The 12,074-nt window shown below is 59.6% G+C and carries 11 protein-coding genes, 1 tRNA gene and 1 pseudogene; 7 read left to right on the forward strand and 6 right to left on the reverse strand.

The features are described 5' to 3' along the window. Positions 1 to 64 precede the first annotated feature (64 nt). Positions 65 to 706: a hypothetical protein gene (locus tag FTO60_RS09380; protein WP_148055713.1), complete on the reverse strand. Its 642-nt coding sequence runs from the start codon at positions 704 to 706 to the stop codon at positions 65 to 67. Between the two features lie 260 nt (positions 707 to 966). Here FTO60_RS09380 and rpsF point away from each other — a divergent pair, with 260 nt between their 5' ends. The 4 genes from rpsF (at position 967) to FTO60_RS09400 (ending at position 2,945) form a co-directional block, all read left to right on the forward strand. Next, positions 967 to 1,320 carry a 30S ribosomal protein S6 gene (gene rpsF, locus FTO60_RS09385; protein ID WP_148055714.1) on the forward strand — a complete coding sequence of 118 codons (354 nt, stop codon included), beginning with the start codon at positions 967 to 969 and terminating at the stop codon, positions 1,318 to 1,320. 26 nt (positions 1,321 to 1,346) lie between these two features. Further along, positions 1,347 to 1,574, forward strand: a complete 228-nt coding sequence (gene rpsR, locus FTO60_RS09390; RefSeq protein WP_148055715.1) for a 30S ribosomal protein S18 — start codon at positions 1,347 to 1,349, stop codon at positions 1,572 to 1,574. 11 nt (positions 1,575 to 1,585) lie between these two features. Next, positions 1,586 to 2,224, forward strand: coding sequence for a 50S ribosomal protein L9 (gene rplI / locus FTO60_RS09395; RefSeq protein ID WP_148055716.1), 639 nt, complete (start codon positions 1,586 to 1,588; stop codon positions 2,222 to 2,224). A gap of 445 nt (positions 2,225 to 2,669) precedes the next feature. Next, positions 2,670 to 2,945: a hypothetical protein gene (locus FTO60_RS09400; protein ID WP_172623856.1), complete on the forward strand. Its 276-nt coding sequence runs from the start codon at positions 2,670 to 2,672 to the stop codon at positions 2,943 to 2,945. A gap of 292 nt (positions 2,946 to 3,237) precedes the next feature. Here the strand turns inward: FTO60_RS09400 and FTO60_RS09405 are convergent. Beyond that, positions 3,238 to 3,363, reverse strand: a pseudogene (locus tag FTO60_RS09405) (transposase domain-containing protein); the annotation flags it as partial. A 287-nt stretch (positions 3,364 to 3,650) separates the two neighbouring features. Here FTO60_RS09405 and FTO60_RS09410 point away from each other — a divergent pair. Further along, the gene (locus FTO60_RS09410; RefSeq protein WP_148055718.1) at positions 3,651 to 5,609 is read left to right on the forward strand and encodes a bifunctional 2',3'-cyclic-nucleotide 2'-phosphodiesterase/3'-nucleotidase; all 1,959 of its coding nucleotides are present in this window, start codon (positions 3,651 to 3,653) and stop codon (positions 5,607 to 5,609) included. 72 nt (positions 5,610 to 5,681) lie between these two features. Here the strand turns inward: FTO60_RS09410 and FTO60_RS09415 are convergent, their stop codons facing one another. After that, positions 5,682 to 6,158, reverse strand: coding sequence for a hypothetical protein (locus FTO60_RS09415; protein WP_148055719.1), 477 nt, complete (start codon positions 6,156 to 6,158; stop codon positions 5,682 to 5,684). 206 nt (positions 6,159 to 6,364) lie between these two features. Here FTO60_RS09415 and FTO60_RS09420 point away from each other — a divergent pair, with 206 nt between their 5' ends. Further along, positions 6,365 to 7,015 (forward strand): hypothetical protein, encoded by a 651-nt coding sequence (locus tag FTO60_RS09420; RefSeq protein WP_148055720.1) that lies wholly within the window; start codon positions 6,365 to 6,367, stop codon positions 7,013 to 7,015. 31 nt (positions 7,016 to 7,046) lie between these two features. Here FTO60_RS09420 and FTO60_RS09425 read toward each other — a convergent pair whose 3' ends face one another. Further along, positions 7,047 to 7,970: a hydrogen peroxide-inducible genes activator gene (locus FTO60_RS09425; RefSeq protein ID WP_148055721.1), complete on the reverse strand. Its 924-nt coding sequence runs from the start codon at positions 7,968 to 7,970 to the stop codon at positions 7,047 to 7,049. A gap of 154 nt (positions 7,971 to 8,124) precedes the next feature. Here FTO60_RS09425 and katG point away from each other — a divergent pair, with 154 nt between their 5' ends. Further along, entirely contained in the window at positions 8,125 to 10,302 is a 2,178-nt protein-coding gene (gene katG / locus FTO60_RS09430) for a catalase/peroxidase HPI (RefSeq protein WP_148055722.1), read from the forward strand. Positions 10,303 to 10,549: 247 nt separating this feature from the next. On the opposite strand, the gene tig is transcribed toward katG, so the two are convergent. Together tig and FTO60_RS09440 are read right to left on the reverse strand one after the other, a co-directional pair. Next, complete coding sequence (tig, locus tag FTO60_RS09435; RefSeq protein WP_148055723.1) at positions 10,550 to 11,881, reverse strand: trigger factor; 1,332 nt, start codon at positions 11,879 to 11,881, stop codon at positions 10,550 to 10,552. Between the two features lie 23 nt (positions 11,882 to 11,904). Then, a tRNA-Leu gene (locus FTO60_RS09440) sits at positions 11,905 to 11,989 on the reverse strand. Positions 11,990 to 12,074 lie beyond the last annotated feature (85 nt).

Here is a 12,074-nt window from a genome sequence, read left to right on the forward strand (position 1 = left end):
CCGGGCCGCAGCCACAAAAAAGGACGGCCAATGGCCGCCCCTTGTCTCACATGTCTATGCTGGTTCAGCCCGCCGAGGCAAATGTCGGCACAGCCTTGGGGTGATGATCGGGGCGCACATCGTTGGTGATGATCAGATCGCGACCCAAGCGGTTGCGCAGCACATCCAGCTCGTGGGTGGCACCGGTCACAACCTCGATGGTTTCGGGCGAATTGCGATAGGCCATCAGCAGGCGGCTTTGGCTTACGCCACGGTCCAGATAGACCGCGCCGATTGCGTCAAATCCGTAGCGGCCAATCAGATTGCTGCGCCCAGCACGGTTGCGCACAACTTCGCGCACTTCACCAAGCGACGTATCAATCTGGATTTCGACCTGCGTGCCGCGGCTGGCGAAATTCAGCAGCATCAGCGACAGACCGGCCAGCACGATGGATGCGATCAGCTTCATTGTCAGGACGTCCCCGCCAAAGGCCGCTCCAGGCATGATCCACAGGCCTAACGCGGCAATTGCAAAGACCACGGCCATGAACCAGGCAGCGCCCTGGCCGATCAACACGCGGGTTGGTGTGCGGGTCGTCGGTTTGATGATATAGCCCCAGTAGGTTTCATCGACACAGACGGAGTTGCGCGACGATGGTGCGCGGCCCACTTTCATGTCTGAACGGTCAAATGCTTCAAAGCTTGGCATTGCGGTCATGTCGGTCACCCATCATTTTTACGTTCTCGCCATGCTGGGCGGCAATCGGGGCAGAAACGGGGCAAGCGCGCGGCGCTGACAAGGTAATGTTTCGTTAAGGATTGGGCGAAACACGACAGACGTCACAAGGCTTGCACCCGTCCCGCGCCCATGTATAAGGCCGCTACCTTTTGCAAAGTTTTATGAACTGCGCAGTCTCTCGTGGGTGGGGTGCAAAAGGACAACCTCCCACCCTATGAAATGCGCCGATATGAATGAATGGAGACCGCATGCCGCTGTATGAGCATGTTATGATTGCGCGTCAGGATCTGTCCAACACGCAAGCCGAAAGCCTGATCGAACACTTCGGAACCGTTCTTGCCGACAATGGCGGCAAACTTCTCGAGAACGAGTACTGGGGCGTCAAGACGATGGCCTACAAGATCAACAAGAACCGCAAGGGCCACTATGCCTTCCTGCGCACCGATGCACCCGCACCGGCGATTCAGGAGATGGAGCGTCTGATGCGCCTGCATGACGATGTCATGCGCGTGCTGACCATCAAGGTCGACGCCCACGAAGAAGGCCCAAGCGTTCAGATGCAAAAGCGTGACGAGCGGCCAGACCGCCGTGAACGCCGCTAAGTTAGATCAGGAAAGGACCATAACCAATGGCTACAAAACCATTTTTCCGCCGTCGCAAGTCTGATCCCTTTGATGGCGAAAACGCCCCAAAGATCGACTACAAAGACACCCGCACCCTGCAGCGCTACATTTCCGAGCGTGGCAAGATCGTGCCGTCCCGCATCACCGCCGTTGGCGCCAAGAACCAGCGTGCACTGGCCCGTGCCATCAAGCGCGCGCGTTTCCTGGCCCTGCTGCCCTACGCCGTTAAGTAAGGAGAAAGCACATGCAAATCATCCTACTTGAGCGCGTCGCCAAGCTTGGCCAGATGGGCGAAGTCGTGAACGTCAAAGAAGGTTACGCCCGTAACTTCCTGCTGCCCCAGGGCAAGGCCCTGCGCGTCAATGACGCCAACCTGGCCCGTTTCGAGGCCGACAAGGCACAGATGGAAGCGCGCAACCTTGAAACCAAAAAAGAAGCCGATGCACTGGCCGCGAAACTGGACGGTGAAACCTTCATCGTGATTCGTTCCGCATCCGATGGTGGCAACCTTTACGGTTCGGTCACCACCCGTGACGCCGCCGAAGCGGCAACTGCCGCAGGTTTCTCGGTCGACAAAAAGCAGGTCATCCTGCAAGGCGCGATCAAGGAACTGGGGCTGCACGCCGTCACCGTGTCGCTGCACCCCGAGGTCGAGTGCGAAATCCAGCTCAACGTCGCCCGCTCGACCGAAGAGGCCGAACTGCAAGCCGCTGGCAAATCCATCGCCGAACTGGCCGCCGAGGAAGAAGCCGCCGCTGAATTTGAAATTCAGGAGCTGTTTGACGACATCGGTGCCGCCGGCATGGAAGACTTTGGCGACGACGACGCGGCCCCCGCGCCCGCAGCCGAAGAAGAAGCCGCATCGGACGACGAAGACGCCTAAGCGCGCCACCGTTGCAAAATCAAAGCCGCGCCTTCACGGGCGCGGCTTTTTCGTTTTGTGAACGCCGGAGTTGAGCCGGAGCAACGGATGCTGCGCAGTGCACGAAGGTCCGCTTCTGGCGTCGATCTGTGTCGCCTATGGTGCCGAAACGGTACGGGTTGACGGAGGTGCATCGGCAGGCATGCGCTGGGTGATTTCGGGGATTTTCAGGTGATGGTGGAAATCCGATATCTGATTTTGTTTGCTTTAATGCACAGGCTGCCCTAGCGTCACCTACTCAATTTATTTGAGGGGATTTTTAATGCGAGTTTTTACGACCGGAGCGCTTGTGCTCTCGACTTTCTTAACCGGATGCGCGTTCACCGATGTGCAGCCACTAACCGCAACCTCGTTCAGAATATCCACCGAAGGTGCACCAGTCTGTGCAGCCTCGGCCACTCGGAACGTGGCGTTCCAGGCGGGCGCAATCGAGGTCATTAAACGCGGTGGCGATCGGTTTATTGTAGCGGGCAACCAAAGCGGTCAGAGCGATGGCGGCGCGATCTATAACCCATATGTCGGCGGCGGAATTGTGACGCCAATGTCGCGCACGAACGAGGACGTGATTATCCAGATGCTCTCCCCGGGTGACCCCGGCTATGACAACGGCCTTTCGGCACGACAGGTGCTCGGCGCGGATTGGGAAGCGATTGTCGCCGAGGGCACGCCGAACACCTGCTAAGTTAACCCGTAGGGCGCGTGCAGAGCAAACACCCTCCGTTGCCCTCGCCTGAGGCGGCGTTTTTGACAGGTCAGACGATCCCCCGGTTAATGGCGGCGCATCGGTAGGCATGCGCAGGCCGATTGAGGGAACCTTTCGGGCGGAGGTTTTGCCGCATTAACTGTCAGCCGTGAACATAATTCACTTTAATATGAATGTCCGAAATATCGGCATTCATATCGTCACTTTTTACCTTCGGGTATTTAAGCCTCAGGCACATCAAGGCAATTTTCCTTAAACGTATGCGCCCGGTTCACCCCACATATTTCCATGGTGGCAGTTCATCAACCCTGTTGATTTTGTGGTCCGCGATCCGGTTGAGGGTGTCGGTAAGCCATGCTTGCGGATCGACGCTGTTCAGTGTGGCCGTCTCAATCAGGCCTTTGCCCGTCAGTTCGCGAATTTTCACTCTCGCAGTGAGAACAGATACAAGTGGTTGTGGCATGGCCGCTCCAAGTCTCTTTCATGAGAACGATTCCATGAGACTTCAACACCTGAAAGCTGACGTTTGCGGAGAGTCCACAAACGGCAGCAATGTCCGCGCCGAAGCCGTCCCCCCGCTTGTGCGAGATTTGGCCGATATGGCGGGGTCTTAACAAATGTCACGCCGTTGTCGCCCTCGGGCGCTAGACTTTTCCCATCACTGTCATCTTTGGGGGATCGACCATGCCACTCACACTCAATCGTCGCGGCTTTCTGGCAGGCACTGCCGGGCTGATCGCACTGCACCCGTTTTCCGTCAGCGCGCAGGCCAATCAGGCACATCTGCGGATCATGGAAACCACGGACCTGCATGTGCATGTCTTCCCATACGACTACTACGCCGACAAGCCTGTCGATACGGTCGGCCTTGCCCGCACCGCATCGATCATCGAAGATGTGCGCGCGGAATCGACCAATGCGATCCTGCTCGACAACGGCGATTTCCTGCAGGGTAACCCGATGGGCGATTACATCGCCTATGAACGCGGCATGGCCGAGGGTGACACCCACCCCGTCATCCAGGCGATGAACACGCTGGGGTTTGACGCCTCCACCCTTGGCAATCACGAATTCAACTACGGCCTCGATTTCCTGATGAAATCCGTGGCCGGGGCGCAGTTCCCCATTGTCTCGGCCAATGTCGCCAAATCAATAGGCGCCAGCCCGACCGCCGACGAAACCCTGCTACCGCCCTATGTCATCCTTGATCGCACGATCACCGATGGCAACGGCGACGAATACCCGATCCGCATCGGGCTGATCGGCTTTGTGCCACCGCAGATCATGAACTGGGACCGCAAGCACCTTGAAGGCAACGTGCAGGCCCGCGACATCATCGAAACCGCCCGCGCCTATGTGCCGCAAGTGAAGGAACAGGGGGCCGATCTCATCATCGCGCTGTCCCACTCGGGCATCGGCGCGGCCGATCACACGGAGGGCATGGAAAACGCATCGGTGCCACTGGCCGCCGTGGACGGGATCGACGCGATCCTGACCGGGCACAGCCACCTTGTGTTTCCCTCCTCGACCTATGACGATTATGCGGGCGTTGATGTGGGTGCAGGCACGGTGATGGGCAAACCCGCCGTGATGGCGGGGTTCTGGGGCAGTCATATGGGCCTGCTAGACCTGATGCTGGAACGCGATGGCGACAGCTGGCGCATCCTGTCCCACACTGCCGAGGCGCGCCCCATCTCGCGGCGCGAAGAAGACCGCTCGATCACACCACTGGTCCAAAGCAACGCCGCTGTCCTTGCCTCGGTGCAGGCCGAACACGACGAAACGCTGGCCTATGTGCGCCGCGCCGTAGGCATGACCGACGCCCCCCTGCACAGCTATTTTGCGCTGGTCGCGGACGATCCATCGGTGCAAATCGTGTCCAACGCGCAAACCTGGTATATCGCCCAGATGATGGAGGGGACCGAATATGAAGGCATCCCGATCCTCTCGGCCGCCGCCCCCTTCAAGGCAGGGGGCCGTGGTGGGCCCGACTACTATACGGACGTGCCCGTGGGCGCTGTAGCGATCAAGAACGTGGCCGATCTGTATCTTTATCCCAATACCGTGCGGGCGGTGCTGGTGACGGGCGCGCAGGTCAAGAACTGGCTGGAACGCAGCGCGGGCATGTTCAATCAGGTCGCGGCGGGCGCGGCAGACGCGCCCCTGCTCAACCCCGATTTTCCCAGCTACAACTTTGATATCATCGACGGGGTGACCTATCGTATCGACCTGTCGCAACCGGCGATGTTTGACCGTGACGGCGCGGTGATCAACGCCGATACCAACCGGATCGTCGATCTGATGTTCGATGGCGCGCCGATTGATCCCGATCAGCAGTTCGTCATCGCCACAAACAACTACCGCGCCAGCGGTGGCGGCAGTTTTCCCGGGGCGATGGGCGATACGGTGATTTTTGAAGGGCCCGACACCAACCGCGACGTGATCGTGCGCTATATCGTCGATCAGGGCACCGTCAGCCCGCGCGCCGATGGCAACTGGACCTTCCTGCCGATGGACGACACCACGGTGATCTTTGAAACCGGACCGGCCGGGGCCACTTACGCCGCCGATGTGCCGGGCGCGCGGCTTGAAGAAGCAGGAAACTCCGACACCGGCTTCGCCCTGTTCCGCATCGCGCTCTAGACCGCAACCAGCGGCATACAAAAAAGGCCGGCCCAACCACTGGACCGGCCCCTTCCCTCACCAAGCGGGCGTTTAGCGCCGGAAGGTTTCCAGCGATAACACCGCATCGCAATACTCACCGTCATAGGTGCCGACCCAGACATCCAGAATGCCGTTAGCCGGACGTGTCAGCACGATGCGCGGATCAAGATTGCCGTTGTCATCATCGTCATAATACCAATTGGCCGAGGACGTGTTGACCAGCAAGGCGCTGTCACAGCGGCTGACCACTGAAATCGCCAGTTGATAGCCGCCCATGCCCGATATCTCGAACGAAAAGTCGGGCGCGGTGGTAAAGTAACCCGCTCCGGTATCGGTGCCGGGGCGGATGTTGCGACAATCCCAGATGTAGTTTTGCCCCCCTGCGGTGACACGAAAGGCCTGCTCTTGATACATCTGCTGGCCGGTCAAACTATAGGTTTCGCTCCCCCACAAGGAATAGTCGGGACAGGCCATCGCCGCCGTGCCGAACCCCAGAAACAATAATACCGCGATAAAAATACGTTTCATGAATTTCCCCTTCATTCTTTGAATGTGACTCAAGGATAAGCCAAAGCCCGCGCGCCTCACCAGCATTTTCTTTGCCATGCAGGGTCGGGAAAACCGCCCCTTTCGCCCTTTAACCATTTGTTCACCAAATCGTCGCGCCGCGGATTGGACTGCGCTAGACACAGCTTGCGGGTAGCGCCGCACATCGGGGGCAGATCGGAAAACAGATGAGATTGCGCCGGCTTGCGCTGGCCCTGTTGGTCTGCGCCCTGACAACATCGCCCGCCTTCGCGGAAATTGCCCTGTCGCTTGGGGGTGGGATCGGTTTTGACAAGCACGAGTTCCAGGGCATGGGCAGCGGCCCGCACTACAGCCTGAACGGCCAAGGTCGCACCGCGCAGATCGAACTGACCCGCCGCGACGCGCTGACGCTATCGGGCCGCCCGATTGACGCCAGCCTGTCCCTGCATTTCGGCGGCCCCGAATTTGTCGATACGGCCAGCAACGGGCGCGCCTGGGTCACGGGCCTTGATCGTTCGGCCCGTATCCGCACGACCCGCGCCCTCGTGACCCTGTCCACACCGGTTTTGCAGCAGGGCAATTGGTCGCTTGATCTGGGTGTCGGCGCAGGCCTCGCGCAAACAGATGTGACCCTGCGCCACGGCCAGGCGACCGCGCGCCAGCGCGATACCCTGCCCCACGCCGTCCTGAGCATGCGTGCGGGGCGCACCAGCGCCGATGGCAGCACCCGCGTCTGGAGCGAACTGCGCTACCACACCAGCCCCGCCCTGACCCTTACCTACAGCGATGGCGAACAGCGCCGCTATGAGGTCAGCGGGATGGAACTGGCTGCGGGTGTGACGTTCTTCTTTGACTGACCCGCGACCGGGTTAACCCAGTGCGCTGGCGCTAAGGCGCGATGTTGCCCGCGTCATTTGCGGGGGCATCCAGACAGGCCTGGCGCACCATCTGCGCAATATCCCCAAGTTGCTCAGCCAAAGGATTGGTTTTGCGCCAGACCATGCCGATTGTGCGCGATGGCCGTGGCGAGGCCAGCCGCGCAACCGACACCGACGCCGAACGCGTTTCAATCGCCACCGCCATTTCGGGGATCAGCGTCACACCAATCCCGGCACCGACCATCTGCACCAATGTCGACAGGGAACTGCCTTCCATCAGGTCGCGCGGCAGGGATGACGGCGTGCTGCAATAGGACAATGCCTGATCACGAAAACAATGCCCCTCCTCAAGCAAAAGCAGCCGCATTTCGCGCAGCAACTTGGCACTTGGCACGGGGCTGTCAGCCTCTGCCCGCGCCCGCACGAGAACAAAGTCCTCGTCGAACAGGGCTTCTTCGTGCAGGGATGGCTCGGACATTGGCAGGGCGACGATGGCGGTATCCAGGCTGCCCCCCAATAGCCCTTCAATCAGCTTTTGCGTGACCGCTTCGCGCGGGCGCAGATCCAGTCCGGGATAGTTCTGCGTCAGACACTTGATAAATCGGGGCAGGAAATAGGGTGCGGCCGTCGGGATGATCCCGAACCGGAACCGCCCAACCAGCGGCTGGTGCGAGGCCCGCGCCAGATCACCCAAAGCGTCAACCGCCTGCAAAATCTCGCGCACACGATCAAGAAACGTCTCGCCAAAACTCGTCAGCCGCAGGTGCTTTGCCCCGCGCTCGATCAGGGGTGTCGCCAGCATGTCCTCGAGCGCTTTCATCTGCACGGACAGCGCGGGCTGCGAAATGCCGCAGTCCTCGGCGGCACGGCCAAAGTGGCGATGGCGGGCCAGGGCCTCGAAATAGCGCAGGTGTTTTATGGTGATATCGATCATACATTCTGGTTATCACCGCCATTAGAAAATGCAATTTTTCATTATCGGTTTGCCAGTCTATAATTAGGTGCAGATGCTGTGGTCCGAGTCTTTGGTGCGCGACCAAGCAAAATGCGTCATGGCACGTGAACACAAACCACGATTGGAGCGAAAAATGGATGGAAACGACAACGGCGCTATGGGCAAATGCCCGGTCATGCACGGCGCAAACACGGCCAGTAGCGCGTCTGTGATGTCATGGTGGCCCAATGCGCTTAACCTCGATATTTTGCACCAGCATGACACCAAGACCAATCCCTTGGGGCCTGATTTCGACTACGCAAAAGAGGTCAAGAAACTGGATGTCGATGCGCTCAAGAAAGACCTGCACGCCCTGATGACGGACAGTCAGGACTGGTGGCCAGCCGACTGGGGGCACTACGGCGGGTTCATGATCCGCATGGCCTGGCACTCGGCCGGGACATATCGTCTTGCCGATGGCCGTGGTGGCGGCGGCTCCGGAAGCCAGCGGTTCGCGCCGCTGAACTCCTGGCCCGACAACGTCAGCCTCGATAAGGCGCGCCGCCTGTTGTGGCCGATCAAAAAGAAATACGGCAACAAACTAAGCTGGGCCGACCTGATGATCCTGGCAGGCAACATCGCCTACGAATCGATGGGTCTCAAGACGTTCGGTTTCGCATTCGGGCGCGCGGATATCTGGCATCCCGAGATGGACACCTATTGGGGCGCTGAAAAAGAGTGGCTGGCGGACAGTGATGCCCGCTACGGCGACATTGAAAACCCGGCGACAATGGAAAACCCGCTTGCCGCCGTGCAGATGGGCCTGATCTATGTGAACCCCGAAGGCGTGAACGGCAAACCTGACCCGTTGAAATCCGCGTTGCATGTCCGCGAGACCTTCGCGCGCATGGCCATGAACGACGAAGAAACAGCCGCCCTCACCGCCGGTGGCCATACCGTCGGCAAGGCCCACGGCAACGGTAACGCCGACACGCTTGGCGCAGAACCCGAAGCCGCAAATGTCGAGGATCAGGGCATGGGCTGGCGCAACCCCAACGGCACCAAAAAGGCAAGCGAGGCCGTCAGTAGCGGTATCGAAGGCGCCTGGACCACGAACCCGACAAGATGGGACATGGGCTATTTCAAGCTGTTGTTCGGCTACGACTGGGAACTGCGCAAAAGCCCCGCGGGCGCACAACAATGGGAGCCCATCGACATCAAGGAAGAAGACAAGCCCGTCGATGCGACCGATCCCTCCATCCGCCACAATCCAATCATGACGGATGCGGATATGGCCATGAAAATGGACCCGATCTACCGCGAGATTTGCGAACGCTTCATGGCTGATCCGGATTACTTCGCCGATACCTTTGCGCGTGCATGGTTCAAGCTGACCCACCGCGACATGGGCCCCAAGGCCCGCTACATCGGTCCCGATGTGCCTAAGGAAGACCTGATCTGGCAGGATCCGATCCCCGCAGGGCGCTCCGATTACAATGTCGCCGCCGTCAAGGCGCGAATTGCCGCCTCGGGCCTGACGCTGGCCGAAATGGTCTCGACCGCCTGGGACAGTGCGCGCACCTATCGCGGCTCTGACATGCGCGGTGGTGCGAACGGCGCGCGCATTCGTCTGGCCCCGCAAAAGGACTGGGAAGGCAACGAACCCGCCCGCCTGGCCAAGGTTCTGAGCGTGCTCGAAGGGATCGCAGCCGAAACCGGCGCAAGCATTGCCGATGTGATTGTTCTGGCCGGCAATGTCGGTGTCGAACAAGCGGCCAAGGCGGCCGGTCACGCCGTAGAGGTGCCCTTCATGCCCGGCCGCGGGGATGCCAGCGCCGAGATGACAGACGCTGAATCCTTCGAACCCCTTGAACCGCTTGCAGATGGCTATCGCAACTGGGTCAAAAAGGACTATGCCGTCAGCCCCGAGGAACTGATGCTGGACCGCACTCAGTTGATGGGTCTGACCGCCAAGGAAATGACGGTTCTGGTCGGGGGCATGCGCGCGATGGGCACTAACCACGGCGGCACGATGCATGGCGTGTTCACGGATCGGGTCGGCGCGCTGACGCCCGACTTTTTCGTGAATCTGACAGACATGGGCTATGCTTGGCATCCCGTTGACGGCGGCGCTTACGAAATCCGTGATCGCGCATCGGGCAATGTCAAATGGACAGCCACGCGCATGGATCTGGTGTTTGGTTCAAACTCCATTCTGCGGTCCTATGCCGAAGTCTATGCGCAGGACGACAACGCTGAAAAGTTCGTCAACGATTTCATCGCCGCATGGGTCAAAGTGATGAACGCGGATCGCTTCGACCAACGCAGCTAATCAAAAAAAAACAGCCCCGCGCCCAACATTAGGCGCGGGGCTGTTATTTTTCCACGCAAGCCCCCACTGCCCTAAGGAGCGCGCGTGAAAGCGATGCGTCACGCCCAAACCAATCTGACACCTGATTGAGCACACAAACCAACGGTGCGACAGTGCCTGACAGCAATCGCGGGCCTCCCCAACATCAGCAAACGAAAAAGGCCGCCCCCGTTCAGGAGCGGCCCGATGCTTGCAAAGCGAGAGAGGGTTACTCTTCCTCGAGCTTCTCGACAGCCTTTTGCAGATCGTCCTTGCTGACATCCTTGTCGGTCACCTTGGCCTGCTCAAAGATGTGATCCACGACCTTGTCTTCAAAGATCGGTGCGCGCATCTGCTGCTGCATCTGCTGGTTCTGCTGCACGAAATCAAAGAACTGGCGTTCCTGACCGGGATACTGACGCGCCTGATTCATGATCGCCTGCGTCATTTCGGCATCCGTCACCTGCACTTCGGCCTTCTGGCCGATTTCAGCGAGCAATAGGCCCAGCTTCACGCGGCGTTCCGCCAGTTTGGTGTGCTCTTTGGTGGTTTCGATCTCGGGGTGGTCATGGCCCTGCACGTCGGGGTTTTCCTCGTGCCACAGCTGGTGGGCAATCTGGCCCGCTTCGGCCTCCACCAGCGACGGGGGCAGTTCAAACTTGACGGCCTTGTCCAGCGCATCCAGCAGGGCGCGCTTGGTGACCGCGCGGGCGGCGCCGGTGTATTCGGTTTCCAGACGCTCGGCGATCTGCACCTTCAGCGCGGCCAGATCCTCGGCCCCGAACTGCTTGGCCATCTCGTCGTTGACCTCGGCCGCCTTGGGCTCTTTCACGGCCTTGATCTTGCATTCGAACACGGCGGCTTTGCCGGCCAGATGCTCGGCCTGATATTCCTCGGGGAACGACACTTCGACGTTCTTTTCGTCGCCTTCTTTCACGCCAACCAGTTGTTCTTCAAAACCGGGGATGAAGGAATTGGAGCCAAGGGTCAGCGGATAATCTTCGGCCGCGCCACCCTCAAAGGGCTCGCCATCCACCTTGCCAAGGAAATCGATCACAACCTGATCGCCGTCCTTCGCCTTGGACCCCTTCTTGCGGTCCTCGAAGTTCTTGACGGTCTCGGCCAGATTTTCCAACGCTTCCTTGACCGAAGCCTCGTCCGCCTTGACGACCATGCGTTCCAGCTTGATCTTGCCAAAATCGACGTCCGGCACGGCGGGCAGGGTTTCATAGGACACGTCAACGACAACATCGTCGCCCTCTTTCCAGTCCTCGTTGGTCATCTTCATTTCGGGCTGGGCCGCGGGGCGGTCGCCCGACTTTTCCAGATGTTCGTTCATGGCGCCATCAATGCTTTCCTGCATCGCTTCGCCAAGGATACGCGGGCCGAATTGCTTTTTCAGCAGGGCCATAGGCACCTTGCCCTTGCGAAACCCCTTCATCTCGATTTCGGGCTGGGCTTCTTTCAGCTTGTCGCTGACTTTCGTTTCCAGCTCGGCAGCGGTTACGGTGATCGTGTAGCCGCGCTTGAGGCCTTCGTTCAGGGTCTCGGTGACCTGCATGTTATCGTCCTTTTCTATCTCTCTGGTGCGGGTGAAGGGACTCGAACCCCCACGCCTCGCGGCGCCAGAACCTAAATCTGGTGCGTCTACCAATTCCGCCACACCCGCATATCTTTAAGGGGCAGGCACCGCCCACCCCAAACTTGCGCCGCTCTTAGCAAAGGCGCGCGCAGGATGCGAGAGGAAAAGACCG

Origin of the sequence: Octadecabacter sp. SW4 (assembly GCF_008065155.1) — a bacterium.
Taxonomy (GTDB): domain Bacteria; phylum Pseudomonadota; class Alphaproteobacteria; order Rhodobacterales; family Rhodobacteraceae; genus SW4.